Origin of the sequence: Pseudomonas pseudonitroreducens (genome assembly GCF_021603645.1) — a bacterium.
Taxonomy (GTDB): domain Bacteria; phylum Pseudomonadota; class Gammaproteobacteria; order Pseudomonadales; family Pseudomonadaceae; genus Pseudomonas; species Pseudomonas pseudonitroreducens.
In genome coordinates this window covers 71,843-98,305 of record NZ_BQHJ01000010.1, presented here as the reverse complement: position 1 = coordinate 98,305, position 26,463 = coordinate 71,843, and the positions used below count along the sequence as shown (strand labels likewise).

The window sequence follows — 26,463 nt, the reverse complement described above, 5'->3', positions numbered from 1 at the left end:
ATCCCGTGGCGACGCCTGCCTGGAGTATTCGACATGTACGATTGGCTAGTAGTACAGCTGGGACGCCTGAACGTCAGCCTGAAGCTGGTGGTGGGCTTCGGCATCCTCCTCTTTCTCACGCTGCTGGTGCTGCTCAGCGGCCTGAGCAGCCTGGACAACCAGGCCGGGCGCGGTGAGCAGCTGGCAACCATCACCGAGCTCAACGACCTCAGCCAGCAGGCCAACCTCGCGCGCCTGCAGTTCGAGCTGGGCGGCGACCGCAGTCAGGCCGAGAAGGTCGAGCAACACAGCACGAAGATGCTGGAGCTGATCGAGCAGCGCCTGAAAGGCAGCGATATCGATGCCAGGCAATTGGACGCCGCACGCCAGGCGGTGAGCGAATACCGCGAAGCTTTCAACGCCCTGACCCGCGCCGTGGACCAGCGCACCCAGGCCCGCAGCACCCTGGTGGGCAGCGCGCAGAGCGCCCTGCAAGCCTTCGAAGCGCTGGACAAGCAGCTCTTCGACCTGCTCGCCGAGCAGCCCGGCGACAGCCAGTTGCTGCACAGCGCCCAGGCCGTCGGCCAGTTGCACCAGCAGTTGCTGGTGGTGCGCTACCAGGTACGCGGCTATGTCTTCGAGCAATCCGCCAGCGCCGAACAGGCCGCCTTTGCCGCCTTCGACAAACTGCGCGACGGCGGCTCCGCCCTGCAGAGCCAATTGCCGGCCATCGCTGCCGACGGCCTGAACAGCGCGCTGAATGGCCTGCAGAATTACCGCAGCGGCATCGAGCACTTCCGCGACGGCGTAAACGCCACCCAGCAGGCACGCAAGGGCCTGAATGGCGCCAGCGAAGCGCTGCTCTCTGCCGCCACCCACCTCTACGACGACACCCTCGCACGCAACGATGCCGAGACCGCCGCCGCCAAGACCCGGCAGATCCTCATCGCCGTGCTGGCCCTGGCTTTTGGCATGCTGTCGGGCTGGGCCATCAATCGCCAGATCGTCCGCCCGCTGCACGAGGCCCTGGAGCTGGCCGAGCGCATCGCCCAGGGCGACCTGTCCCAGGGCCTTTCCCGTAACCTCAACCTGCAGCGCAGCGACGAGCTGGGCCAGTTGCAGCGGGTGATGCTGCGCATGCGCGAGAACCTGTCGCAGCTACTCGGCCACATCGGCGGCAGCGTCAGCCAGTTGGCCACCGCCGCTGACGAACTCTCCGCCGTCACCGAGCAGACCCGCGCCGGGGTCAACAGCCAGCGCGTGGAAACCGAACAGGTCGCCAGCGCCATCCACGAGATGGCGGCCACGGTGCAGGAGGTCGCGCGCAATGCCGAACAAGCCTCCGCCGCCGCACAACAGGCCGACCAGCAGACGCGCCAGGGCGACCAGGTGGTACAGGACGCGGTGAACCAGATCGACCGCCTGGCCATCGAAGTGGATCGCTCCGCCGAGGCCATGGAGCTGCTGCGCAAGGAAAGCGAGAAGATCGGCAGCGTACTCGACGTGATCAAATCGGTGGCCGAACAGACCAACCTGCTAGCGCTCAATGCCGCTATCGAAGCCGCCCGTGCCGGCGAGGCCGGGCGCGGATTTGCCGTGGTCGCCGACGAAGTTCGCGGCCTGGCGCAGCGCACCCAATCCTCCACGGCCGAGATCGAGGGGCTGATCGCGGGCCTGCAACGCGGCGCCCAGGAGGCAGTGACGCGCATGGACGACAGTCGCCGCCTGACCGGCAGCTCGGTGGAACTGACCCGCCGCGCCGGCGATGCGCTGGCAGTGATCGCCCGCACCGTGGCCGACATCCAGGGCATGAACCTGCAGATCGCTTCCGCCGCCGAGCAGCAGAGCAGCGTCGCCGAAGAGATCAACCGCAGCGTGGTGCAGGTGCGCGAGATCGCCGACCAGTCTGCTGCCGCCAGCGAGCAGACCGCCAGTTCCAGCACCGAATTGGCACGCCTGGGCAACGAGCTGCAACTGCAGGTGGGGCGCTTCCGCCTGTGAGGTGGCTGTCGGTCGGTGTACCCGCACCGGCCGGCGGGACAATTGTCATGCGCATGGCGTAGGATCGGTCACTCGCCATATAGGGAGAGTGACCATGCGCCCGCTGACCATCGACCTCGACGAACTCGCCTTCGCGCTCGACACCCAGGGTATCGATCACTACCTCGATCTGTTCAGCGGCCAGGTGCTGCTGATTGCCGAAGAAGACCCCGATCCGGAGCTCGCCGAATTGCTGCACCGCGAGCCGGAGCGTCTGCTGCCCATCGAACCGCTGAGCAGCGGCCAGTCACTGGACCTGATGCGGGACTTCCTCCGCGAAGTGCCGGAGCCGCACGCCTATTCCGCCCTGGCCAACGCCATCGAAGGGCGCAAGCCGTTCAAGGCCTTCCGCCACGTGCTGATGGGTTATCCCGAGCTGCTGCAGGCCTGGTATGTCTACCAGGGCGAAAGGCTGCGCGAGTGCGCGCTGGATTGGCTGGCGGACAACCAGATCCAGCCGGCGACGCGCAGCGCGATGCTCTGATCCGCAGGTTCGCGAGCAAGCTCGCTCCTACGGAGGGCACGCCGGCCCCAGCAGAAGCGTGAAGCGCCGCAAACTCTCGCGCAACAATGTGGGGCGCAGAACGCCTATGGATTGGCCGGCGGGCAGCCATATCCAGCCGGCCACCCACAGCGCGAGGCTCTGATCCGCAGGTTCGCGAGCGAGCTCGCTCCTACGAAGAGCAGGTATTCCGTGCCCTGTAGGAGCGAGCTTGCTCGCGAACAGTCCCCCACTCCGGCACAACAGCGCAGGAGCGCCCCGCAGGCGTGATCGCAAGCAGGCGCGCTTCCGGATCAAGCGTTGTGCTCACCGGTCGCGTAGGAGCGGACTTCGTCCGCGATAGGCCGGCCCCCGAGCCAATTGCCCGCGCAAACAACAACGCCGCCCCGAAGGGCGGCGTTGTTGTTTCCGATCAGAACAATCGGCCTTCCGGCGCCTCGTTGGAGATCGGCTTGGCCTGGGCTGCCGTGGCCTGCCAACCGCCGCCGAGAGCCTTGTACAGGTTGACCTCGCTGGTCAGCTGGTTGAGGCGATCGGTGATCAGCTGTTGCTGGGCACTAAACAACGAACGCTGCGCGTCGAGCACGGTGAGGTAGTTGTCCACACCGGTGCGGTAGCGCTTGTCGGCCAGGCGGTAATACTCGCTGGTGGCGTCCACCAGCGCGCGCTGCGCCTGCAGCTGCTCGTTGAAAGTTCCACGGGCGGCGAGGCCGTCGGCGACTTCGGAGAAGGCCGTCTGGATGGCTTTCTCGTACTGCGCGACGTTGATGTCCTTCTGCACCTTGGCCAGGTCCAGGCTCGCGCGCAGGCTGCCGGCGTTGAAGATCGGCAGGTTGATCGAAGGCTTGAACAGCCAGGTGCCCGAGCCGCCGTCGAACAGGCCGCCGAGGTCCGGGCTCAGGGTGCCGGCGTTGGCGGTCAGGCTGATGCTCGGGAAGAAAGCCGCCCGCGCCGCGCCGATGTTGGCGTTGGCCGCCTTGAGCTGGTGCTCCGCCTGGAGGATATCCGGGCGGCGTTGCAGCAGGTCGGAGGGCAGGCCGGCCGGCACGGTGGCCAGCAGTTCGTCGGACAGCTCGCGCCCCTTGGGCATGTCGCCCGGCAGGCCGGAGCCCAGCAGGAGCACCAGGGCGTTCTGGTCCTGCGCAACCAGGCGGGTGTACTGCGCCAGCGTCGCACGCGCGCTTTCCACCTGGGTCTGCGACTGGCGCAAATCCAGGGCCGAAGCGACACCCACCTCATAACTGCGGCGGGTCAGGTCGTAGCTCTTCTGGTAGGTACCCAGAGTATTGCGAGTCAGCTCCAGCTGCGCCTGGTCGGCGCGCAGCGTCAGGTAGGCATTGGCAACGTTGGCCACCAGGCTGGTCTGAGTGCTGCGGCGGGCCTCTTCGGTCGCGAAGTATTGCTCAAGTGCCTGATCACTCAGGGCGCGCAGGCGGCCGAACAGGTCGACTTCCCAGGCGGTTACGCCAACGGTCGCGCCGTACTGACTGCTGATCATCGAGCTGCCGGTCTGCGACAGGTCCGCCGGCAGGCGCTGCCGCGAGCCGTCGAAGCTGGCATCCACCGCCGGGAACAGGTCGGCCCGCTGGATGCGGTACTGCGCCCGGTAGGCTTCGATGTTCAGCGCGGCGACGCGCAGATCGCGGTTGTTTTCCAGCGACACTTCGACCAGTCGCTGCAGTTGCGGGTCCTTGAAGAACTCGCGCCAGCCGATGTCGGCGCCGGCGTTGGCCTGTTGCGCCGCATCGTAGGCATTGCCCTGCGGGTAAGCCGCGGCCACGGGCGCCTCGGGGCGCTCGTAGTCGGGGATCAGCGAGCAGCCGGACAACACACCGGCGGCTATCGCAAGGGACAGTAAGGACTTTCTCATATCAATGCCCCTTCTCGGTGGTTTCCTGTTCCTTGGACAGCTTGTCCTTGAACAGGGTACTGACCACCACGTAGAACAGCGGTACCCAGAAGATCGCGAGGACGGTCGCAGTAATCATGCCGCCGATCACGCCGGTACCGATCGCGTGCTGGCTGCCCGAGCCAGCACCGGTGGAGATCGCCAGCGGCAGCACGCCGAGGACGAACGCCAGGGAGGTCATCACGATCGGGCGCAGACGCATACGGCACGCCTCGATCGCCGCCTCGACGATGGGCTTGCCCTCGCGCTCGTGCAGTTCCTTGGCGAATTCCACGATCAAAATGGCGTTCTTTGCCGACAGGCCAATGGTCGTCAGCAGGCCCACCTGGAAGAACACGTCGTTGGACAGGCCGCGCATGGAGGTCGCCAGCAATGCACCGATGACGCCCAACGGCACCACCAGCATCACCGAGAACGGGATCGACCAGCTCTCGTACAGTGCTGCCAGGCAGAGGAACACCACGATCAGCGACAGCGCGTAGAGCGCCGGAGCCTGCGAGCCGGACAGCCGTTCCTCGTAGGACAGGCCGGTCCAGGAGTAGCCAACCCCCGTGGGCAGTTGCTTGACGATATCCTCGACCGCCGCCATAGCCTCACCGGTGGAGCGGCCCGGGGCCGGTTCACCGAGGACTTCCATGGCTGGCACGCCGTTGTAGCGCGCCAGCTTGGGCGAACCGTAGCTCCATTCACCGGTGGCGAAGGCACTGAACGGCACCATTTCCCCGGTGCTGTTGCGCACATACCACTTGTCCAGGTCTTCCGGGCTCATCCGCGAGTTCGGGCGGCCTTGCAGGTAGACCTTCTTTACCCGACCACGGTCGATGAAGTCGTTGACGTAGTTCGAACCCCAGGCAATCGAGATTGTGGTGTTGATGTCCGCCAGGGACACGCCCAGCGCACTGGCCTTCTCGTCGTCGATCAGCAGTTTGTACTGCGGCTCGTCGTTCAGGCCGTTGGGGCGCACACGTTGCAGCGCCGGGTTCTGCGAGGCCATGCCGAGGAACTGGTTGCGCGCCTGCATCAGCACTTCGTGGCCGACGCCAGCCTGGTCCTGGAGGAAGATGTCGAAGCCCACGGCGTTACCCAGCTCGAGTACCGCCGGCGGGGCGAAAGCGAACACCATCGCGTCCTTGAAGCTGAAGAAGTGCTGCTGCGCGCGCTGGGCCAGCGCGAACACGCTGTTCTCCGCGCCCGGTCGCTCTTCCCAGGGCTTGAGCATGATGAACGCCATGCCCGAGCTCTGGCCACGGCCGGCAAAGTTGAAGCCGGTCACGGTGAACACCGAGGCCACCGAGCTGCTTTCCTTGTCCAGCAGGTACTCGCGCATCGAGTCCACCACCACCTGGGTGCGCTCGGCGGAGGAACCTGCCGGGGTCTGCACCTGGGCGAACAGCACGCCCTGGTCCTCGTCGGGAAGGAACGCGGTGGGAATGCGGGTAAACAGATAGACCATGCCCCCGAGGATCAGCACGTACATCAGCAGGTAGGGCACGCGATGCTTGAGGATCGAGGTGACACCACGCTCGTAGCCCTGGGTGGTAGCGAGGAACTTGCGGTTGAACCAGCCGAAGAAGCCGCGCTTGTGCTCGCCGTGGTCGCCCTTCTCGATGGGCTTGAGCATGGTGGCGCAGAGCGCCGGGGTGAGGATCAGCGCCACGATCACCGACAGGGCCATGGCCGAGACGATGGTGATGGAGAACTGCCGGTAGATCACCCCGGTGGAGCCGCCGAAGAACGCCATCGGCAGGAACACCGCCGACAGCACCATGGCGATACCCACCAGCGCGCCCTGGATCTGGCCCATGGACTTGCGCGCCGCTTCCCTGGGTGACAGGCCTTCCTCGGCCATCACCCGCTCGACGTTTTCCACCACGACGATGGCATCGTCCACCAACAGACCGATCGCCAGCACCATGCCGAACATGGTCAGGGTGTTGATCGAGAAGCCGAAGGCAGCCAGTACGCCGAAGGTACCCAGCAGTACGACCGGCACGGCGATCGTCGGGATCAGCGTGGCGCGGAAGTTCTGCAGGAACAGGTACATCACCAGGAATACCAGCAGGATCGCCTCACCCAGGGTCTTCACGACCTCGTGGATGGAGGCCGAAACTACCGGAGTGGTGTCGTACGGGTAGACGATATCCATGCCCTGCGGGAAGAACGGCTCCAGCGTGGCCAGGGTGGCGCGGATCGACTTGGCGGTGTCCAGCGCGTTGGCGCCGGTAGCCAGCTTGATCGCGATACCGGAAGCCGGCTTGCCGTTGAACTGGGCGTTGATGCTGTAGTCCTGGCCGCCCAGGGCCACATCGGCGACGTCCTTCAGGCGCACCTGGGAGCCGTCGGCGTTGACCTTGAGGAGGATTTCCTTGAACTGCTCGGCGCTCTGCAGGCGGGTCTTGCCGATGATCGTGGCGTTGAGCTGCTGCCCCTTGACCGCGGGCAGGCCGCCCAACTGGCCGGAGGAGATCTGCACGTTCTGCGCCTGGATCGCCGTCTTCACGTCGCCCGGCGTCATCTGGAAGCTGTTGAGCTTCGCCGGATCCAGCCAGATACGCATGGCGTACTGCGAACCGAACACCTGGAAGTCACCCACACCGGCGGTCCGCGACAGCGGGTCCTGGATGTTGGAAACAATGTAGTTCGACAGGTCTTCCTTGGTCATGCTGCCGTCGTTGGAGACGACGCCGACCACCATCAGGAAGTTCTTCACCGCCTTGGTCACGCGGATACCCTGCTGCTGTACTTCCTGCGGCAGGAGCGGCGTGGCCAGCTGCAGCTTGTTCTGCACCTGGACCTGGGCGATGTCCGGACTGGTGCCCTGGTCGAAGGTCACGGTGATGGTCATGCTGCCGTCGGAGTTGGACTCCGAGGAGATGTAGCGCAGATGGTCGAGACCGTTCATCTGCTGCTCGATGACCTGCACCACGGTGTCCTGCACCGTCTCGGCGGAGGCGCCCGGGTAGGCGACCTGGATGGCGATGGCCGGCGGCGCAATGGCCGGGTACTGGTTCACCGGCAACTTGAGGATCGACAGACCGCCCGCCAGCATGATCACCAGGGCGATTACCCAGGCGAAAATGGGCCGGTCAATGAAAAACTTCGACATTACGAATCCCCTTGATTAACCCTGCTTGGCCGGCTCGGCGGCGGCGGGCTTGTCGGCGGCACCAGCGGCGGGCGCCACGTTCTTCGCGGGTACGGCCTTGGCCTGGGCGCCCGGTTGAACGTACTGCAGGCCTTCGGTGATCACGCGGTCACCGGGCTTCAGGCCATCGCTGACCAGCCAGTAGGCGCCCACGGTGCGCTCGGTCTTGAGGGTGCGCAGCTCGACCTTGTCTTCGCTGTTGAGCACCAGCGCGGTGGCCATGCCACGGAAGTCACGGGTGACGCCCTGCTGCGGTGCGAGGATGGCCTGCTTCTTGATGCCCTCTTCCAGCTGCGCATGGACGAACATGCCCGGCAGCAGCTCCTTGTTCGGGTTGGGGAAGATGGCGCGTACGGTCACCGAACCGGTGCCCTGGTCAACCGAGACCTCGGAGAACTCCAGCTTGCCCTCGATCGGGTACTCGGAGCCGTCTTCCAGGTACAGCTTGACCTTGGCGGCGTTGTCGCCGGCCTTCTCCAGCTGCCCGGCGGCCAGCTCGCGGCGCAGGCGGATCAGCGCAGTGGAGGACTGGGTAACGTCGACGTAGATCGGGTCGAGCTGCTGCACGGTCGCCAGCGCGGTGGCCTGGCCGTTCTGCACCAGGGCGCCTTCGGTGACGCTGGAGCGACCGATGCGGCCGGAGATCGGCGAATACACCTTGGTGTAGCGCACGTTGATCTTCGCGTTGTCGACGGTGGCCTTGGCCTGCAGGTACGCGGCCTGGGCGTCGGCGTATTGCTGCTTGCTCACCGCCTCGTCCTTGACCAGTTCCTTGTAACGCTCGGCCTGCTGCTGGGTGGACACCAGGTTGGCCTGGGCACTCTGCAGGGTCGCTTCATAGGTGGCCGGGTCGATCTGGTACAGCTGCTGGCCCTCCTTGACGTCGCTGCCTTCCTTGAACAGGCGCTTGAGGATGATGCCGTTCACCTGCGGGCGAACTTCGGCGATGCGATACGCGGTGGTGCGGCCCGGCAGTTCGGTGCTCAGGGTCACCTCCTGCGGCTGCAGGGTCACCACACCGACCTCGGGGATCTGCTTCTCCTGCGGGGCCTGTGCTTTATCGCAGCCGGCAAGAGTGGCCATGGCGACGAGCAGGGCCGGGACCAGGGCGCGCATGGCTGGCTTTCGTTGCATATCGTTGTCCTCGTGAGCAAAGCATCCGGTTTGGCTGTGGGCTTGCCGGTCCGGAAAAGCTGGCAAAAATACTTACATTCAGCTCTGTTTGTAAACGTCCGAAAGCCCTGAGGGAAAACTACTGAAACGTTTTAGCCATTGGCCGACATCACAGTAGGTTTCCCGCAAGGCAGTCGCGGCGACGAACAAAGTTGATAACATCAACTAAAATACGAAAAAATGGTTGAGCCGATCAACCTGATTTACACAAGGTTTACCGTGACCGAGCCGATGACCCACAACGTGAATCCCGACCTGCCACAGACCCTGATGAAGGTCCTCGACCACTTGCGCGAGAGCCTCCAGGACGAACTGTACGCCGAGGGCATCGACCTCACGCCACCGGACATCCGCCTGCTCGAATTGATCGGCGCCGACGCGGGCCAGAGCCTGCAGAGCCTGGGTCGTAAGATGTGCCGCGACAAGGCCCTGGTAACCCGTAAGATCCGTGAAATGGAGACGCTCGGCCTGGTTCGCCGTGAACGCAACCCGGACGACCAGCGCAGCTTCCAGCTGTTCCTCACCGAGGCCGGGAGCCGTATCGACGAACGCACCCAGGCCATCCTCGCACGAACCCATGACAATCTGTTCGCGCCGCTGGACGATGAAGAGCAGCGCACTCTCACCCAACTTCTGCGGCAGTGCCTGCAGGGCCGGGGAGACTAAGGCCACAAACGAAAACGCCGGCATTCGCCGGCGTTTTCGCGGTCCTGCGTCTTACTGACGCACCCCCTCAACCGACAGGGTCAGCTCGACTTCCTGGGAAGCCGGGCCGAGGTCGCGCTGGATGTTGAAGTCTTTCAGCTTGAGGGTGGTGGTGCCGAGGAAGCCGGCACGGTAGCCGCCCCACGGATCATCGCCCTGGCCAACCAGTTCAGCCTTGATGGTGACCGGCTTGGTCACGCCATTCAGGGTCAGGTTGCCGGTGATCTCGGCATTCTTGCCATCGGCCTTCACGGCGGTGGATTCGAAGGTCGCGGTCGGGTTCTTCGAGACATTCAGGAAGTCCGCACTGCGCAGATGCTTGTCACGCTCGGCGTGGTTGGAGTTCACGCTGTTGGTGTTGATGGTCACCTTGACCTTGTCGGCGGACGGGTTCTTCTCGTCGAAGGTGAAGGCACCGTCGAAGTCGTCGAAGCGGCCGTACAGCCAGCTGTAACCCAGGTGCTTGATGCGGAACTCGATGAAGGCGTGCTGGCCTTCCTTGTCGATCTTGTAGTCCGCGGCCATGGCCTGGCCAGCGGAGAACAGGGCGGTACCCAGCGCCAGAGCGGCGAACGTCTTCTTCAGCATTGAAGCAATCTCCCTTTGAGGTGAGGTGTTATTTCGCGGCACGACCGAGCATGCGCACCAGGGTCGCATCGCGATCGAAGAAATGGTGTTTGAACGCCGCCAGGGCGTGCAGCACAGCCAGGACGACCAGGGTCCAGGCCAGGTACAGGTGGATCACACCGGCGATATCGGCCTGGTCGGTGATGCCGCTCAGGGTGGCGGGCACATCGAACCAGCCGAACACGCTGATGGGTTTGCCTTCGGCGGTGGAGATCAGGTAGCCGGCGATGATCACGGCGAACAGCAAGGCGTACAGCGCCAGGTGACCCAGCTTGGTGGCCAGGCGCGTGAGCTGGCCATGGTTGGCCGGCGTCGGCGGTGCCGGGCTGATGAAGCGCCAGAGCACACGCACGATCAGTGCGATGGCCAGCAGGATGCCGATGCTTTTGTGGATTTCCGGAGCGCGGTGGTACCAGGTGTCGTAGTAGTCCAGCTCGCGCATCCACAGGCCCAGACCGAACAGGCCGAACACCACCAGCGCGCTGCCCCAGTGCAGGAACAGGCTGACCAGTCCGTAGCGTGCGGGGGAATTACGCCATTGCATCGATACACATCCTTGAAAACGGGAATTCAAGACTAGCGGCTAATCCATCGAAGAAAAGCAGAAAAATCTGCTTTGAAACATCGACTGACAAGATAGGTCATCTCCTGAAACGGCCGTGCCAGAGCCAGAAACGACAATGCCGGCTTTCGCCGGCATTGTGGATGGAGCGCGTTGGCTCAGAACGGCAGCCAGGACATGATGCCCTTCTTCTCGCCTTTCTCGGCCGGTTTGTCGCTGGCCGCCGGCTTGTTGTCGGCAACCAGCGCCGCACCTTCGAGCACCGGAGTCTTGCCGGCGTACAGGTCGCGGACCTGGCTGGCGGCGCGCTTGCCGCTGCGCAGGGCGCCTTCGATGGTGCCCGGATAGAGCGCATCGGTGTGTTCGCCGGCGAAGGCGACGCGCGCAACCGGAGTCTCCCAGACGCGCCAGAAGCGGCTGATCTGGCCCGGACCATAGGCCAGGTAGGAGCCGCCGGTACCGACGTCGGTGCTGTAGCGGCGCATTTCATAGCCGTCGTAGGCGCCGCGCATCTTCGGGTAGTACTTGTTCATGCGGATCAGCACCTGCTCCGACAGCTGGCGATCACCGAAGGCCTGCATCACGCGAGCATTGTCGCCGGACAGGTTGATCAGCACGTTGGCGCCACCCTTGGTCGCGGGTTCGACCCAGATCATGCCCAGGCCCTGGTCGCTGTAGATCTCGCCGGACAGGCGCGACTTGTCGTCCCACACCGGGCGCTTGAACTTCATCAGGATCTGGTCGCGCCAGCCGTAGTTGGTGCCCTTGAGCGCCGCCAGCTGCTTCTCGTTCAGGCTCGGGGTCAGGGTGATGCTGCCCAGCGCCCGCAGCGGTACAGCCAGCACCAGGTAGTCGGCGGTGTAGCCGGTGGGGCCGACCTTGACGGTCACGCCGTCCTTGTCCTGGCTGATCGCAGTGACCTTGGCGTTGGTCTTGATGGTCTTGATCTGCTTGACGAAGGCCTGGGCCAGCACCTGGCTGCCGCCGGGCAGGCGTGCCGCACGCAGGTCACGGTCGTCGACGCCGCGGTACACACGGCCCTGCTGGGCGAGGTAGAGCAGCGACAGGCGCGACGGTTCGTCGTAGTGCGAACGGATACGCTGGTTGACCAGCAGGCGCGCGGTCGGCGACAGGTTCAGCTTGTCCAGCCAACGCGCGGCGGTGAGCTGATCGAGGGCGAACAGGGTCTTGTTCGCCAGCGGATTGAGCGGGTCGTCGATGGAGGCGGACAGATCATTCAGGGACTTCTCGAAGCGTTCGAGGTCCGCGGCGACGGCCGGCATCTTGGTCTTCAGGTCGGCGCTGGTGTAGTAGAGACCGTCGATCAGGTAGCTCGGGGTGCGCACGAATTCCGGCGCCGGCACCGAATTCACCTTCAGGGTGTCCAGGTAGCCGTTGAGAGTCGGCTGGGCCTTCTTGTTGCCGATCCATTCGCTGGTGGCCAGGCCCGAACGGCCACCCACCTGCGGCTTGGCTTCCAGCACGGTGACCTGCCAGCCGGCCTGCTGCAGCTCATAGGCCGCGGAAAGCCCTGCGAGTCCGGCGCCTACCACGATGGCGGTCGGTTGTTTGTCCTTGCCCAGCGCCACAACGCTGAACACGCCCAGAGCGAGCAGCGCGGCAGCGCGCAGCCATCCCATTTTCATCGCCAGACTTCCCCGAATTGGTGCAAAGGCGCGAAGCATACGTGAGCGCCCGAAAGCCGAATAGCTGTCTTGGTCGGCTGCCTACAACATGTGTCGTAGGACGTGTCCTTGTTCATCTCAGGTGCATTGCATAGGCTTGCCGACCAGAGCGAGCCGAACGTCAGAAGAGCCATCAATTTAAGGAGCCGGCCATGGGCCTGAATGCCGAGTGGATGCAGCGTGATCTCGAGGTGCTGTGGCACCCCTGCACCCAGATGAAAGACCACGAGCGCCTGCCGGTGATCCCGATTCGCCGTGGCGAAGGCATCTGGCTGGAGGACTTCGAAGGCAAGCGCTACATGGACGCGGTCAGCTCCTGGTGGGTCAACGTTTTCGGCCACGCCAACCCGCGCATCAACCAGCGCATCAAGGACCAGGTCGATCAGCTGGAGCACGTGATCCTCGCCGGCTTCAGCCACCAGCCGGTGATCGAACTCTCCGAGCGCCTGCTGCGCCTCGCGCCGGCCGGGTTCTCCCGGGTGTTCTACGCCGACAGCGGCTCGGCCGGCATCGAAGTGGCGCTGAAGATGAGCTACCACTACTGGCACAACCTCGGCCAGCCGGAGAAGAAGCGCTTCATCACCCTGACCAACAGCTACCACGGCGAGACCGTGGCGGCGATGTCGGTGGGCGACGTGGCGCTGTTCACCGAGACCTACAAGTCGCTGCTGATGGACACCATCAAGGTACCGACCCCCGACTGCTACCTGCGCCCCGAAGGCGTGAGCTGGGAGGAGCACTCGCGGACGATGTTCGCCGCCATGGAGCAGGCGCTGGAGCAGCACCACCATGAGGTCGCGGCGGTAATCGTCGAACCGCTGGTGCAGGGCGCCGGCGGCATGCGCATGTACCACCCGGTCTACCTCAAGCTGCTGCGCGAGGCCTGCGACCGCTACGGCGTGCACCTGATCCACGACGAGATCGCCGTCGGCTTCGGCCGCACCGGCAGCATGTTCGCCTGCGAACAGGCCGGCATCACCCCGGACTTCCTGGTGCTTTCCAAGGCGTTGACCGGCGGCTACCTGGCGATGAGCGCGGTGCTCACCACCGACAACGTCTACCAGGCCTTCTACGACGACTACGCCACCCTGCGCGCCTTTCTCCACTCGCACACCTACACCGGCAACCCGCTGGCCTGCGCCGCCGCCCTGGCGACCCTGGATATCTTCGAGCAGGACAACGTCATCGAGGCCAACAAGGCCCTGGCGGCGAAGATGGCCAGCGCCACCGCGCACCTGGCCGACCACCCGCACGTCTCGGAAATCCGCCAGACCGGCATGATCCTCGCCATCGAGATGGTTCAGGACAAGGCGACGAAAATCGCCTACCCCTGGCAGGAGCGCCGCGGCCTGAAGGTCTTCCAGCACGGCCTGGAACGCGGCGCGCTGCTGCGCCCGCTGGGCAGCGTGGTGTACTTCCTGCCGCCGTACATCATCACCCCCGAGCAGATCGACTTCCTTGCCGAGGTGGCCAGCGAAGGTATCGACATCGCCACCCGCGACAGCGTGAGCGTGGCGGTCAGCGAACGCTTCCCCGAGCATCGCGATCCAGGCTAAAAGCGGCGGCAGGCTTCAGGCTGCAGGCGGCAGGCGATACACTTGTCCACCTGTAGCCTGAAGCCTGCCACCTGTAGCCCAAAAAATGCGCCTCTCCCGCTTCTTCATCGACGCCCCGCTCTCCCTCGGCCAGCACGAGCTGCCCGAAGCCCAGGCCCACTACATCGGCCGCGTGCTGCGCCACAGCGCCGGCGACGCGGTGCAGCTGTTCGACGGCTCGGGCCAGGAATACCTGGGCGAGCTGATCGAAGTGGGCAAGAAGAACGTCCGCGTGGAGCTGCGCGAAGCCTTTGCCGGCCAGGCCGAATCGCCGCTGCGCGTGCACCTGGGCCAGGGCCTGTCGCGTGGCGAGCGCATGGACTGGGCAATCCAGAAGGCTACCGAACTGGGCGCCAGCGAGATCACCCCGATCGTCAGCGAACGCTGCGAAGTACGCCTGAAGGACGAACGCGCCGACAAGCGCATGGCCCACTGGCGCCAGGTCGCGATCAGCGCCTGCGAGCAGTGCGGCCGCTCGGTACTGCCGGTGCTCAATGCACCGGTCACCCTCGGGGAATGGCTGCAGAGCTGCGAAGCACAGCTCAAGCTGGTGCTGCACCCGGTGGCCGAACCGCTGACCAGCCATGACCGGCCATCGAGCCTGGCCTTCCTGATCGGCCCCGAAGGTGGGTTGAGCGATGCGGAAGTGGAACAGGCGAAATCGGCTGGATTCCATGCCGCGCGACTGGGGCCGCGCGTACTGCGGACCGAGACAGCGCCGGTGGTGGCGCTGAGTGTGGCGCAGCAATTGTGGGGTGACTTCTAGATTCTCTGCGATGGAAAAACCCTCACCCTAACCCTGGCTGCGCGCCCCGCTCCAAAGGGAGAGGGGACCGTCCTCAGCAGCGTCAGCCGGCAGAATCGGATCCCTCTGAGCGGGGCGCGCAGCCAGGGCCGGAGTGAGGGCAGGCCGGCAACTCCGATGCCAGGCGGGTTCGCGAGCAAGCTCGCTCCTACGAAGAGCGCCCCGAGCCAGCCGGCTGCCTGTAGGAGCGAGCTTGCTCGCGAACAGCCCAGCCACCCAGCGATTCAGATCCCGCGCAACGCCAACCCCGCCAGTACCAGCAACACCACTCCGCAAAGCGCGTGACTGACCCGGTGCCAGCGCGGCGAAGCATTGCGCCGCAACCAGTCGACCAGTCCCGCGCAGAGGAAGCAGCAGAGCACCGAAGCAGTCATGAAGCCGGCGAAGAACACCAGCGAATCCGCCAACGACGGCACGCCATCGACCAATCCGGCCATGGCGCCGCCCAGCGCGCCCCAGTAGACGATGTTCTTCGGGTTCGACAGCGACAGCATCGCCCCGGAAGCGAAAGCCCCGGCGTTGTGCTCGCCGGTATCGCCCTCTTCCACCACGCCGACCTCGCGGGCGTCGCGCAGGCTCTGCACCCCCAGCCAGGCCAGGTACGCGGCGCTGGCCAGGGTCAGCGGCAGGCGCAAGGTTTCATGGCCGAACAGCAGCGCCAGCCCGGTCAGGCCGATCAGCGCCCAGACGGCATCGCCGATCAGCGAGCCGAACTGCACCAGCAGTGCAGGCCGAAAGCCGCCCTTCAGGCCACGGCGCAGGGTTTCGGCGAGCACGGCGCCGGGAGACAGGCAGAAGACGATGCCGAACAGCAGCGCAGCGAAGAACAGCGTCATGGATCAATTCTCGAACAGGATGGCGTTGGGGCAATTCTGCCGGGCCAGCAGCGACCGTACTTGAACCGGATTGCTCAGCGCAGGGCGCGCTGGAAGCTGCCCGGCGACACGCCATAGGCCGCGCGAAAGTGCCGGTTCAGGTGGCTCTGGTCGGCGAAACCCAGCGCATGGGCCACCTCCGTAGCCGGCAGGCCGGCACGCAGCAGCGCCTGGGCGCGGCGAGTGCGCAGTTGCATGGCCCACTGCCGGGGGCTCAGGCCGACCTGTTTCTGGAAACTGCGCAGCAGGTGGAAACGCGACAGGCCGAGGTAGGCCGCCATCTCATCGAGGCTGGGTTGCCGTGCCAGGTCGGCGGCCAGCCAGTCCTGCAGGTTGGCCATCCGACCACCGCTCTCGACAGCATCCCGCGGCAGACGCACGCCCATGGCACGGGCGATCTCGGCGAGCAGCAGTGTCAGGCGCTCCTCGCCGCGCTGGCGAACGAAGGGGTCATCACCGAGCACGCGCTCGACGGCGTCGGCCATGGCCATGCTCAGAACGGGCAAGCGATCAGTGGCGCGCTCGAATTCCAGGCGCTGCAGGCCGAGCATCATGGCCAGTTGGTCGGGGGCGACATAGAGGCTGGCGAACTGCCAGGGCTGGCCTTCGGCAACGCCGCCGCCCTGAATCTGGCCGGGGTTGTAGCAGGTGACGCAACCGGGGCCGGCGTCAAAGGTACGGCCATCCAGCCAGACGCTTTCCTCGCCGCGCAGGTTGGCGCTGATGACAAATTCGTCGTGGCTGTGGCGTTCGAAACGGTGGCCACCCAGGGTGGCGCCGGCGACCTCGAAGCCAGGTTGATCCCCCAGCTGGGCAAGGCGCAGGCCACCGTGCATGGCAGGGTTATATGAGGCCGGAGTCGGCCAGCTTCTGCTCCAGCGCGGCCAGGTCGGGGATGCGCGCCTGGGCGTCGCCCAGGTCCACGGCGTCCAGCTCCAGCGGCGCCAGCGGCACGTCGAGACGCTTGAGGTCGCTGCCGACCTTCAGCGAACGCGGGATGCCCTGCACCAGCAGCGCGAAGAACTTCACATTGGGTCGGCCGCCCAGGGCGTTGACCACGATCACCCGGGCGCCGGGGCTGACCTCGGCCTGGCCGTCGGAGGCTGCCTCGAAGGACAGCAGCGGCAGGCGCAGGTCGCGCCAGGCCACCTGGCCCAGGTACCACGACGGCAGGCCGTCCACCGGGTGCGGGGCGCGGTAGGTGATCAGCTCGGCCACCGCCACGTTGGGCAGCAGCAGGTTGCGGTCGGCCAGCGGTACCAGCAGGCCGGTCAGGCTGCTGGGGGCACTGTTGGCCGCGGCACCAGCAGCCATGGCGGGATTGGCAACGCCGGCATTGGCGACGGGGAGATCACTCATCGGGCCTTATCTCACTGCGTGACTACGCCGACGCATTGCTCGGCGAGATGATTGACCAGCGCCGCCGCAAGTTCGCGCGGGTCGCCGGAAAGAGTGCTGTAGCCGCCTTCGCGCAGGCTGTCGGGCATGCTCGAGCAGGCGCAACTGTCGGCGCGCTGGGTCCAGATCGGCGCGCCCTGGCGGCGTACGTAGGCCGCGGCGGCGCTGCCGTCGCTGCACATACCGCTGAACACGATCACACCGCAACGCTCGCCGTACTGCTGGGCGAGGTTGAGCATCATCTGGTCGATGGACGGGCTGTAGGGTTCCGGCCAGCCGCGGTCCTGCACGTGCATCCGCGCCGCGTCGTCGAAACCCAGCTCGCGGGCGATCGGCACCACCACGACTTCACCGCAGCGCACCGGATCGCCGTCGCGCACGCTGTTGACGTGCCACTGGCTGTGGCGGCCGACCGCTTGCGGCAGGTTCGCCTCGAACGAAGCATCGATGTGCTGGGCATACAGGAAGCCCACCGGCAGGCCGCCGGGCAGCGCATCGAGGAAGGTTTTCACCGCCGCCGGGCCACCGAGGGAGGCGGCCAGCAGCCAGACCTGCGCAGCCGGTTCGCCGGCCTTGAGCGGGGACGCCGCGAGGTCATCGGGCAGTGCCACGCGGGTCGGGCGCTGCGCTTCATCGAGCAGCGCGGCCAGGCTGCGGCCCACGCCGGCGCTGGGGTCGCCCACCAGCTTGCGCAGCTTGGAGACCAGCCGGCGCTCCCAACGCGGGTAATGTTCGGAATGCCGCTCCGGCGCATGACCTTCGCCGAACAGCACGGGTACCCGCGACTGCTCCAGCAGGTTGTCCACCAGCGGCGAGTCTTCCTGCTGCGCCAGGTCGACCAGCCACAGGTCGGTTTCGCAGGCGTCCAGCTGGTCGCTCTCAAGGCGCGCCGGGTCGGCGTTGAGTACCACCTGGTAGCCGTGGCCGGCCAGCGCCTGCGCCAGCACGTGGCGCTGCAGCGAGGTGTCGGCGATCACCGCAATGCGCGGCGTGGTCTGCTCAGACATGGGCCTTCACCAGCTTGTGGATAGTCTCCAGCAGCTCGGATTCCTGGTACGGCTTGCCCAGGTACTGGTTGACGCCGATGGCCAGGGCACGGTCGCGGTGCTTCTCGCCGGTACGGGAGGTAATCATGATGATCGGCAGGTCCTTCAGCTGTTCATCGTGGCGCACCAGGGTGGCCACCTCGAAGCCGTCCATGCGCGGCATCTCGATATCCAGCAGCATGATGTCGGGCTTGTGGTCCTGCAACTGGGCAATGGCGTCCACCCCGTCCTTGGCGGTGAGCACGTTCATGCCGTTGCGCTCCAGCAGGCGGCTGGTGACCTTGCGCACGGTGACCGAGTCGTCCACCACCATGACCAGGGTCGGGCGCTGGTGCTCGATTTCCGCCACGCTCGGGCCTGCCAGCTGGCGCCGCGGCGCATGCTGGATGAGCTGGGCGTGGAGCACGCGGATGGTCGCCAGCAGGTCGAGAATCACCACCACGCGACCGTCACCGAGGATGGTTGCGCCGGAGATGCCGCTGACGCCAGCGAACTGCGCGCCGAGGCTCTTCACCACGATTTCGCGCGAGCCGGCCAGGGCGTCCACCTGCACCGCCACGGCGTGGTCCGCCGAGCGCACCAGGATCACCGGCAGCGGCAGCGACTGGCCGACCAGCTTGGGATGCTGGCCGTTGTTGAGCAGGTCGCCCAGGTACTTCAGCTCGTAGCTCTGGCCGGCGTATTCGAAGCTCGGCGCAGCGCCGGATTCGTCGGCGGCGGCCTGCTCGTAGAGCGCTTCCAGCTCGTAGGGGGAGACCCGCACGATACCTTCGATGGTGTTCAGCGGCAGGGCGTAGAGGTCCTCGCCGGAGAGCACCATCAGCGCGCGGTTCACCGACACGGTGAACGGCAGGCGGATGTCGAAGCGGGTGCCTTCGCCGACGCCGGACTGGATGCTCATGGAACCGCCGAGCTGTTTCACCTCGGAGTTCACCACGTCCATGCCCACGCCGCGGCCGGAAATCTGCGTGACCTTCTCGGCAGTACTGAAGCCCGCCTCGAGGATGAACTGCAGCACCTCGTGGTCGTTCAGCTCGCTGTCGTCGGTCATCAGGCCGCGCTCAATGGCCTTGCGGCGCACCGCCTCCAGGCGGATGCCGGCGCCATCGTCGGCCAGGGTCAGGAGGATGTCGCCACCCTCGCGGCCCAGGGTCAGGCGGATGGTGCCCTGCTCCGGCTTGCCGGCGATGCGACGTGCCTCACCGGACTCGATGCCATGGTCCACCGCGTTGCGCAGCATGTGCTCCAGCGGTGCGACGATGCGTTCGAGCACGGTACGGTCCATCTCGCCTTCGGCGTTGCTGACCACGAACTCGACCTGCTTGCCCAACTCGCTTGCCACCTGCCGGACGATCCGCCGCAGGCGCGGCACCAGACGGTCGAAGGGCACCATGCGGGTGCGCATCAGGCCTTCCTGCAGCTCGGTGTTGACCCGTGCCTGTTGCAGCAGCAGGGTCTCGGCATCGCGGTTCTTCGCGGCCAGGGTTTCCTTGAGGTCGAACAGGTCGGAAGCGGACTCGAACAGCGCGCGGGAGAGCTGCTGCAGCTGCGAGTAGCGGTCCATTTCCAGCGGGTCGAAATCTTCGTAGCCGGCGCGCTCGGCGTCGGCCTGGTGGCGCGAGAGGATCTGCGCCTGGGTTTCGGTATCCAGGCGGCGCAGCTGGTCGCGGACCCGCTCGATGGTGGCGTCCATCTCGCCCAGGGTCGAACCGACGTCGCTCACCTGCTGCTCGACGCGGCCGCGGAAGATGGAGGTCTCACCAGCGAGGTTGACCAGGCCTTCGAGCAGTTGCGCGGGCACCTTCACCAGTTCCTGCGGCGCACGGCGCGCAGCGGCTTCCTGGGCGGCTTCCTGGGCACGGCGGACGAAGGGCAGCACCACCGGCGCATCGAGGCGCTGCGGCACGGCCGCCGCCATGATGGCTTCCGGCAACACCGGCAGGTTCGCCGGAGCTGGCGGTTCGGCGAGCGGTTCTTCGTCGCTGGATTCCTCGAGCTGGCTTTCGGCGCTCTCGACTTCGCCCAGGTGCAGGCGCAACTGGTCGACCTCGGCCTGCAGCCCTTCGAAGCCGGACTGCACGTCCAGCAGCAGGCTTTCCGGCCAGGGCGCGCCCTGCTGCTGGGCTTCGCCCAGATGCTGTTCGAGGTCGTGGGCCAGGTCGCCGAGGCTGGTCTGGCCGGCCAGGCGCGCACCGCCCTTGAGGGTGTGGAGGATACGCAGCAGCTCGTCCAGCGCGCCGTTCTCGCGCTCGGCGTCCCAGCGGCCGAGGACCTGCTCCATGCCTTCGAGCAGGTCGTCGGCCTCTTCCAGGAAGATATCCAGGATGTCGGCTTCCGGACCTTCCGGCACCGCGTGTGCTGGGCTGATCGCGTGCAGGCTGACGCTGCTGGGGATGCTCAGTTGTTCTTCGGGGTTGGCACGAAATCGGTGGATCGCGTCAATCAGCGATTCACCTCCCGGTACCCGGCGATGCTGTTGGACCGCCTCGAGCATCTCGGCGAGACGATCGTGGCAACGCTGCAGCAGCTCGAAGAGCGTCGGGCTGGCGCGCAGGCGCCCGCCGCAGAGGCCCTCGTAGAGGAATTCCAGTTCGTGGGCGAGGTCGCCGATGGGGCGAATCTCGGCCATCCGCGCGCCGCCCTTGAGGGTGTGCAGGTCGCGTTGCAGCGCTTCCAGCTCGACGCTGTTGTCGGGGTTCGCCATCCAGCGATGCAGGGCACCGGAGGAGCTTTCGAGGATGTCGAAACCTTCCTCGAGGAAGATTTCCACCAGTTCCTGGTCGCGATCCTCGCCCAGCTCGAAGTCGATGTCCTGGACACCGGCGGCTTCAGCAGCGGGTACGTCCGGCTCGATGGCATCCGGCTCCGCTGGCAGCGCAGCGGAAACCTCGGTTTCGCTTTCGGTTTCGGTTTCGGCGAGGGAAGACTGCAGGTCGGCGGCGGGTGCCGCAGCCTCCGGCTCCGCCTCCGCGGCCACTTCGGGATCGCTGTCTTGCTCGGTAGCAGCAGCCAGGTCGGGGCTGTCGAGATCGCCGCTTTCAAGGTCGGCGGCTTCAGCTTCTGCGGCGACTTCGGCTTGCGGCGCCGCCTCGCTGGGCAATTCCAGTTCGAGCTCGTCCGCACTGGTCTGCGGCTGTTCGACGGCGCCGTCTGCCGCGCTGTCGAGGTCTTCGGCAGCCAGTGCCTGCGGCGCGCTCAGGCCGGCAGCCGGATTCTGGCGGAAGGTGCGGATGGTCTGCACCAGGTCCGCCGGGTCGGTCAGCGTCTGACCGGCCTGCAACTGGTCGAGCTGGGTCGCCAGGCGGTCGTGGCAGGTGCGCAGCAGGTCGCCCAGCGGCGGGCTGTGCTGGAAGCGATGGTCCAGCAGGCCTTCGTAGAGCGACTCGAGTTCGTGGGACAGGTCGCCGATCTCGCGAATTTCCGCCATGCGCGCGCCACCCTTGAGGGTGTGCAGGTCGCGCTGCAGGGTCGAGAGCGCAGCCAGGCCTTCGGGCGAGGCCAGCCACTGGTCCAGCGCCTGGCCGGCGTTGTCGAGGATATCGACGGCTTCTTCGAGGAAGATCGCCACCATTTCCTCGTCCAGCGCACGCGGCGGTTGCGGCGCGGCGGGATGGGCGTGCGGGGTTTCGGCGGTGATGACCTCATCGTCATCATCGGCGGCGCCGCGCGGGGCACCGTCGTTGTCATTGCGTGGCGACCAGCTCAGGCCGTCGGGCAGGTTGTCGTCGTCCACCGGGCGACTGTCGAGGAGGAACTCTTCGTCTTCGGCGGGGAAGTCTTCGGCCGTCAGGTTTTCCAGGTCGACGAACTCGACCTCGGAACCATCCTGCGCGTCCTCCGACAACTCACCCTGGGCAGCGGGCGCCGGCGCGTCGAGCAGGCGATGCAAGGCCTCGACCTGTTCCGGGTGGGCGCTGACCTGCAGCGCGGCAGCCACCTGGTCCATCATGCCGATCAGCGCCTCGTGGGCCGTTTCAGCGGCAGAGAAGAACGCCTCACCGGTTTCCAGGCGGCCCTGGCGCACCGCGCCGTAGACCGCCAGCAGCGCGTCGGCGAGCTCGGCCATCTGTGGCAGCTCGGCCATCTGTGCGCCGCGGCTGAGGGTTTCCAGCTCGTCATAGAGAGCACCCAGCTCCTGGCGCTCCTGCGGGTGCTCGCGCCAGCGGCGGAGCAGGTCCTCGGCATCGAGGAGGATGTCCATGCCTTCGGCGAGAAACATGCCGATCAGCTGCGGATCGCTGCCGCTGCCCTCGCCGCTTTCTCCGCGACGCTTGGCTTCGGCGGCCTCCAGGCGCTCCTGGTGGACCTGCGCAATGCGTGCGAGCAGCTCGGTGCTGCCGTCGATGGGCGCCAGCGGGCGACCTTCGACGAGTTGGTCGAGGCCGGTGCGGAACAGGCCTTCGGCCGCGTGCAGCAACTCGGCTTCGCGCAGGTCGACCTGCAGCAGGTTGGTCTTGAATTCCTTCACCAGCCGCTCCAGCGGCGTGGCGATTTCGGCAATCGGCAGGATGCCGGCCATGTGCGCGCTGCCCTTGAGGGTGTGCAGGGCGCGCTGCAGGTCGTCGGTCACCGGCTGCGGCAGCTGCTGCGCGCAATCGGCGAGGAAGCCGACCAGGGTTTCCAGATGGGCTTCGGCTTCGTTGCGGAAGATCTCCAGCAACTGCGGATCGAGGCTTTCATCGAGGCCTTCATTGGCGGCCTGGGCAGCGATTTCCTCTACCTCTGCCAGCTCGGGGGTGATTTCTTCGACCTGCGCCACGGACTCCGGCAGCCCGCCATCGGGCGGCGGCACCGGCTGGCCCTTGGCCAGGGCATGGGCAGTGGCGGCCAGGCGGTCGACGTCGTCGCGCTGGCGCTGGGCGCTGGCGGCGTACTCATCGACCAGATCAGGCATCAGCGCGACCACATCCTGGACCACCTGCAGCACGGCTGGCGAGGCGGCAATGCTGCGGTCGAGCACGCGGTTGAGCAGGTTCTCGATGGACCAGGCCAGCTCGCCGATCACCAGCGCGCGAACCATCCGGCCACTGCCCTTGAGGGTATGGAAGGCACGGCGGATCTCGGTCAGCGACTCGCGGTCGTCGGTGTTGGCCAGCCAGGTCGGCAGATGCTCACCGATGGTTTCCAGCACTTCGCCGGCTTCTTCGATGAAGACTTCGCGCAGTTCTTCGTCGATCGGTTCTTCGTCGGCGGGCGGCGGCAGCAGGCTGGGCGGCACGTCCTGGGCCGGCGGGTTGATCGCCGATACCGGGGCGGCCATGACTTCGGCCAGGGACAGCGTCTTGGCCGGGGCCTCGGCGCCCGGCTCGGGCTCGGCCGGCGGGCTGGGCAGCTCGACTTCCGGCAGGTCCAGCTCGGCGATGTTCTCGTCGCTCCAGGCTTCGGCCTGTACAGAGGGCGCCTGGGGCTCGACCAGCGGTTCCAGCGCTTCCAGCTCAAGTGGTGCGTCGAGGCTGAAGTCGACGCCTGCGTCCAGCGCGGTCGGCTCGCTCAGTTCGCCCAGGGTCCAGTTGTCATCGCTGACCAGCGAGGTTTCGGCGGTGGCCGGCTCATCGGTGGCAGGCTGGGCGTCCAGGCTCAGGTCGTCCAGCGATTCCAGTCGAGCCGGTTCCAGCGCTTCCAGGCTGGCGAAGCTTTCGTCCAGTTCCAGCGACGGTGCGGGCGACTCGGCAGTCGGCTGGTTCAGGTCGATGCTGAACCAGTCTTCCTCGGCGGGCTTGTCGCCGGCCGGGGTGAGCGACTCCATATCCCAGGTCAGCTCGTCTACCGGGGCCGGAGTGGTCTCCAGTGTCGGCAGGCTGGCGAAATCCTCGAGCAGTTCCGGCGTTGCCGCGGCTTCGCTCGAGGTGGCGGACAGGTCCAGCGGCTCCCAGGATGGCTCGGTAGCGGCGGGCTTTGCCTGCACCGGCTCGTCGAACCGCGGCGCCTCGGCCAGCGGAGCCGCGTCGTCCAGGCTCCAGCTCAGCTCATCCGCCAGCGGTTGCGCGGGCGCCTCTTCCAGTGTTTCGAGGCTGAATTCGATGTTGTCGGCCTTGTGGCTGTCGTCCAGCGACCAGTCGTCATCGGCCAGGGTGGTGTCGGTGATCGGTGCGGCCGGCTCCAGCTCGATATCCCAGCTGAGGCTTTCCGGCTCCAGGGTCGCGCCGGGCAGTTCAGCCGAGGCAGCCAGCGGCGTGACCTCGTCGAGAGTCCAGGCGCCCGGTTCGGCGCGGGGTTCGGTGGCGGGCAGGCCGGAGTCCAGCTCCAGGGGTTCGAAGGTGAAGCTCGTTTCGGCTTCGCCAGCAGGCTGGGCTTCGAGCTCGGCCGGGAGGTCGAAGTCGGCCGGCAGTGTCGGTTGCTCCCCGGCGGCAGGTTCGACCACGGGCTCCAGCGATTCGAAGGTGAAGCTCTCTCCAGTGTCCGCAACCGGTGGGGGCGTATCGAGGTCGGCAAGGTCCAGGACCGGTTCGTCCACCGGTGCCAGCTCTTCTGTCGCGGCAAGCGCGGCAGGCTGTTCGAACGCCGGCTCCTCCAGCGGGGCGACGTCGAAGCTCGCGGGCTCGAAGCTGTCAGCGATTTCCACCGGCGCGGCCAGCTCAGGGACGTCTTCCACCGGCACCGCTTCGCTCGGCTCGGCCAGCGGCTGCGCAGCCAGTACATCAATTTCGTCGAGCGGATTGTCCAGGGGCGCCGGTGCGTGAGCTTCCGGCTCGGCGTCGAGGATCGACGGACGCGGCTTGAGCGAGTAGCCCAGGCTGTCCAGGCTCTCCTCGGCCACGTCGAGGATCATGTCGCCCTGGGTGTTGTGGTCTTCCGACAGGCGCTCGAGGTAGTACTCGACGCTGGTGATGGCGTCGGCCAGGGTGTCCAGGCTGTGCCAGTCCGGCACGGCCTGGCGCACCAGCAGTTGTTCCTGGATGTAGCGATTGCAGTTTTCCAGCAGTTTTGCCGCACGCTCCTGGGAGATCATCGCCAGGCCGCCGCGAACTTGCGTCAGCAACTCCGGCACGCGGGCCAGGTGTTCGTGATTCCACTGCGAGGCGATGAACTCGATGATCGCGTCCTTGGCCAGTTCCAGGCCGTTGCGCGCTTCCTTGATCACCACCTGGTGGATCTGCTCGACATCGGTGGTCGGCAGGACGTTTTCTTCGTTGCCCGGCTCTTCGCTCGGGCCGACCATGCCGGCCAGGGTCGCTTCGACGTAGAGCAGCGCGCCAGCGACGTCCATCAGGGTCGCGTCGTTGGGCTGACGCTGGCCATGGGCGAGCGCACTGACCACTTCGATCTGATCGAGAATGACCTTGCGCGGCTGGCCGAAGCCCAGCACGGCGAGGGTGTCGGCGATCTGCTTGAGCGGCGCCAGCAGGCCGCCCAGTTCGCTGACGCCGCTGCGGTCGCTGCGCACGAACAGGTCGAGGCTGTCCTTGACCCGCACCAGCTCCTCGCACAACGCACCGACCACCGAACGCATGGCGTCGCGGTCAGGGCCGGCGAGGCGGGCGCGTTCCTCGTCCACCAGGGCGGCACCCGGCAGGGCGTCGTCGAGGCGGTACTCGTCCTTCACCGCACGCACGCGCGGCGACTGGTCGGAGGCCTTGGCCACGTAGAACAGCAGGTTCTTGATCAGTTCATCCGGCGCCGGCTGGTTCATGGCGTCGGCGCCCTGGTCGACCAGGCGCTTGAATTCGCGGTCGACCTGGCGCAGCAGGTTACGTACCGAGGTGCCGTTGGCGATGCTGCCGTTGGCCAGGCCTTCGATCATCGCCGAGGCGATCACCCACAGGCGGCCCAGCGGGGCGTCCTTGCACAGCGATTCGAGGCGGGCGAATACGCGCGCCAGGTAGCCCAGGTTGGTCGGCAGGTCCTGGTTGCGGATGACGCCGACCAGCGCGACCTGCAGCATCTGCCGCAGCTTGCGCAGCAGCGCCGGCAGTTCGGCGGTGCGCAGGCGCGCCAGGGCGTCCACCGGCAGCACCGGCGAGGACTGGGAAAGGTCGGGGGAGAACAGGCTGGTTTCCGACAGCAGCTTCTCGCCACGGGCGGTGCGCAGGTCGTTGAGCAGCGGCAACACCACCAGCGGCAGGTCGCGACGCGCGCTCTGGATGCGTTCGAGGTACGCCGGCAGTTGCAGGATCGCCTGCATCAGCACTTCCAGCGCTTCACTCTGGCTGGAGACCGTAGCGTCGATCAGCGCCTGGGCGAGGTATTCCATTTCCTCGGCGAGCAGGGCCGCGCCGTAGAATTCCACCATCTGCAAGGTGCCGCGCACCTGGTGGATATAGGCCAGGCAAAAGCCCATCCGCGTCGGGTCCTGGGGATTCTCGACGTAGGATTCGAGGGCTTGCCGCGCCTGCTTGAGCGTTTCGGCAATCTCGCCTTTTACCCATTCCAGGGCGACATAATCGTGCCGATCACCCATAGCCACTCCACTCATGTGT

At 66.3% G+C, this 26,463-nt stretch carries 16 protein-coding genes and 1 pseudogene; 6 read left to right on the top strand and 11 right to left on the bottom strand.

The features are described 5' to 3' along the window. Positions 1-33 precede the first annotated feature (33 nt). From L6D89_RS32850 to L6D89_RS23100, 3 genes and pseudogenes are all read left to right on the top strand, one after another. Positions 34-1,125: pseudogene (locus L6D89_RS32850) on the top strand (methyl-accepting chemotaxis protein); the annotation flags it as partial. Continuing rightward, positions 1,108-1,980, top strand: a complete 873-nt coding sequence (locus L6D89_RS32845; RefSeq protein ID WP_373874984.1) for a methyl-accepting chemotaxis protein — start codon at positions 1,108-1,110, stop codon at positions 1,978-1,980. The pseudogene L6D89_RS32850 and the gene L6D89_RS32845, both read left to right, overlap by 18 nt. Positions 1,981-2,074: 94 nt before the next feature. Beyond that, the gene (locus L6D89_RS23100) at positions 2,075-2,503 is read left to right on the top strand and encodes a UPF0158 family protein (RefSeq protein WP_236172719.1); all 429 of its coding nucleotides are present in this window, start codon (positions 2,075-2,077) and stop codon (positions 2,501-2,503) included. A 430-nt stretch (positions 2,504-2,933) separates the two neighbouring features. On the opposite strand, the gene L6D89_RS23095 is transcribed toward L6D89_RS23100, so the two are convergent. From L6D89_RS23095 to mexA, 3 genes are read right to left on the bottom strand one after another with little or no spacing between them, the layout of a single operon-like run. Further along, positions 2,934-4,391, bottom strand: a complete 1,458-nt coding sequence (locus L6D89_RS23095) for an AdeC/AdeK/OprM family multidrug efflux complex outer membrane factor (protein WP_236201300.1) — start codon at positions 4,389-4,391, stop codon at positions 2,934-2,936. A 1-nt stretch (position 4,392) separates the two neighbouring features. Next, entirely contained in the window at positions 4,393-7,536 is a 3,144-nt protein-coding gene (locus tag L6D89_RS23090; RefSeq protein WP_236201299.1) for an efflux RND transporter permease subunit, read from the bottom strand. Between the two features lie 15 nt (positions 7,537-7,551). Next, positions 7,552-8,709 carry a multidrug efflux RND transporter periplasmic adaptor subunit MexA gene (mexA, locus tag L6D89_RS23085; RefSeq protein WP_236172722.1) on the bottom strand — a complete coding sequence of 386 codons (1,158 nt, stop codon included), beginning with the start codon at positions 8,707-8,709 and terminating at the stop codon, positions 7,552-7,554. A gap of 270 nt (positions 8,710-8,979) precedes the next feature. On the opposite strand from mexA, the gene L6D89_RS23080 reads away from it, so the two are divergent. Next, positions 8,980-9,414, top strand: coding sequence for a MarR family winged helix-turn-helix transcriptional regulator (locus tag L6D89_RS23080; RefSeq protein ID WP_236201399.1), 435 nt, complete (start codon positions 8,980-8,982; stop codon positions 9,412-9,414). Between the two features lie 51 nt (positions 9,415-9,465). On the opposite strand, the gene L6D89_RS23075 is transcribed toward L6D89_RS23080, so the two are convergent. The 3 genes from L6D89_RS23075 to L6D89_RS23065 all read right to left on the bottom strand — a co-directional run bounded on the left by L6D89_RS23075 (position 9,466) and on the right by L6D89_RS23065 (position 12,288). Continuing rightward, positions 9,466-10,041, bottom strand: coding sequence for a YceI family protein (locus tag L6D89_RS23075; protein WP_236172723.1), 576 nt, complete (start codon positions 10,039-10,041; stop codon positions 9,466-9,468). A gap of 28 nt (positions 10,042-10,069) precedes the next feature. Then, a complete protein-coding gene (locus L6D89_RS23070; protein ID WP_236172724.1) occupies positions 10,070-10,624 on the bottom strand; it encodes a cytochrome b in 555 nt (184 codons plus the stop codon). 176 nt (positions 10,625-10,800) lie between these two features. Further along, a complete protein-coding gene (locus tag L6D89_RS23065) occupies positions 10,801-12,288 on the bottom strand; it encodes a flavin monoamine oxidase family protein (protein WP_236201298.1) in 1,488 nt (495 codons plus the stop codon). A gap of 191 nt (positions 12,289-12,479) precedes the next feature. Here L6D89_RS23065 and L6D89_RS23060 point away from each other — a divergent pair, with 191 nt between their 5' ends. Continuing rightward, positions 12,480-13,883 (top strand): adenosylmethionine--8-amino-7-oxononanoate transaminase, encoded by a 1,404-nt coding sequence (locus tag L6D89_RS23060; RefSeq protein WP_236201297.1) that lies wholly within the window; start codon positions 12,480-12,482, stop codon positions 13,881-13,883. An 85-nt stretch (positions 13,884-13,968) separates the two neighbouring features. After that, positions 13,969-14,688, top strand: coding sequence for a 16S rRNA (uracil(1498)-N(3))-methyltransferase (locus L6D89_RS23055; protein ID WP_236201296.1), 720 nt, complete (start codon positions 13,969-13,971; stop codon positions 14,686-14,688). Positions 14,689-14,951: 263 nt separating this feature from the next. On the opposite strand, the gene L6D89_RS23050 is transcribed toward L6D89_RS23055, so the two are convergent. From L6D89_RS23050 to L6D89_RS23030, 5 genes are all read right to left on the bottom strand, one after another. Next, on the bottom strand, positions 14,952-15,563 hold the full coding sequence (locus L6D89_RS23050) for a LysE family translocator (protein WP_024766230.1): 612 nt from the start codon (positions 15,561-15,563) through the stop codon (positions 14,952-14,954). 74 nt (positions 15,564-15,637) lie between these two features. After that, positions 15,638-16,438 carry an AraC family transcriptional regulator gene (locus L6D89_RS23045; RefSeq protein ID WP_236201295.1) on the bottom strand — a complete coding sequence of 267 codons (801 nt, stop codon included), beginning with the start codon at positions 16,436-16,438 and terminating at the stop codon, positions 15,638-15,640. A gap of 7 nt (positions 16,439-16,445) precedes the next feature. Then, positions 16,446-16,916, bottom strand: a complete 471-nt coding sequence (locus L6D89_RS23040) for a chemotaxis protein CheW (RefSeq protein ID WP_236172793.1) — start codon at positions 16,914-16,916, stop codon at positions 16,446-16,448. Between the two features lie 56 nt (positions 16,917-16,972). Then, on the bottom strand, positions 16,973-18,007 hold the full coding sequence (locus tag L6D89_RS23035; RefSeq protein WP_236172730.1) for a chemotaxis protein CheB: 1,035 nt from the start codon (positions 18,005-18,007) through the stop codon (positions 16,973-16,975). Then, a complete protein-coding gene (locus L6D89_RS23030; protein WP_236201294.1) occupies positions 18,000-26,444 on the bottom strand; it encodes a hybrid sensor histidine kinase/response regulator in 8,445 nt (2,814 codons plus the stop codon). The genes L6D89_RS23035 and L6D89_RS23030 overlap by 8 nt, the downstream gene beginning before the upstream one ends. Positions 26,445-26,463: the final 19 nt, after the last annotated feature.

Excerpts from the sequence above, each read along its gene's own strand:
- L6D89_RS23050 (WP_024766230.1), bottom strand. The coding sequence starts at position 15,563 with ATGACGCTGTTCTTCGCTGCGCTGCTGTTCGGCATCGTCTTCTGCCTG.
- L6D89_RS23070 (WP_236172724.1), bottom strand. The coding sequence starts at position 10,624 with ATGCAATGGCGTAATTCCCCCGCACGCTACGGACTGGTCAGCCTGTTC.
- L6D89_RS23035 (WP_236172730.1), bottom strand. The coding sequence starts at position 18,007 with ATGTCTGAGCAGACCACGCCGCGCATTGCGGTGATCGCCGACACCTCG.
- L6D89_RS23080 (WP_236201399.1), top strand. The coding sequence starts at position 8,980 with ATGACCCACAACGTGAATCCCGACCTGCCACAGACCCTGATGAAGGTC.
- L6D89_RS23090 (WP_236201299.1), bottom strand. The coding sequence starts at position 7,536 with ATGTCGAAGTTTTTCATTGACCGGCCCATTTTCGCCTGGGTAATCGCC.
- L6D89_RS23095 (WP_236201300.1), bottom strand. The coding sequence starts at position 4,391 with ATGAGAAAGTCCTTACTGTCCCTTGCGATAGCCGCCGGTGTGTTGTCC.
- L6D89_RS23030 (WP_236201294.1), bottom strand. The coding sequence starts at position 26,444 with ATGGGTGATCGGCACGATTATGTCGCCCTGGAATGGGTAAAAGGCGAG.
- L6D89_RS23045 (WP_236201295.1), bottom strand. The coding sequence starts at position 16,438 with ATGCACGGTGGCCTGCGCCTTGCCCAGCTGGGGGATCAACCTGGCTTC.
- mexA (WP_236172722.1), bottom strand. The coding sequence starts at position 8,709 with ATGCAACGAAAGCCAGCCATGCGCGCCCTGGTCCCGGCCCTGCTCGTC.
- L6D89_RS32845 (WP_373874984.1), top strand. The coding sequence starts at position 1,108 with ATGCTGCGCATGCGCGAGAACCTGTCGCAGCTACTCGGCCACATCGGC.
- L6D89_RS23040 (WP_236172793.1), bottom strand. The coding sequence starts at position 16,916 with ATGGCTGCTGGTGCCGCGGCCAACAGTGCCCCCAGCAGCCTGACCGGC.
- L6D89_RS23055 (WP_236201296.1), top strand. The coding sequence starts at position 13,969 with ATGCGCCTCTCCCGCTTCTTCATCGACGCCCCGCTCTCCCTCGGCCAG.
- L6D89_RS23075 (WP_236172723.1), bottom strand. The coding sequence starts at position 10,041 with ATGCTGAAGAAGACGTTCGCCGCTCTGGCGCTGGGTACCGCCCTGTTC.
- L6D89_RS23065 (WP_236201298.1), bottom strand. The coding sequence starts at position 12,288 with ATGAAAATGGGATGGCTGCGCGCTGCCGCGCTGCTCGCTCTGGGCGTG.
- L6D89_RS23100 (WP_236172719.1), top strand. The coding sequence starts at position 2,075 with ATGCGCCCGCTGACCATCGACCTCGACGAACTCGCCTTCGCGCTCGAC.
- L6D89_RS23060 (WP_236201297.1), top strand. The coding sequence starts at position 12,480 with ATGGGCCTGAATGCCGAGTGGATGCAGCGTGATCTCGAGGTGCTGTGG.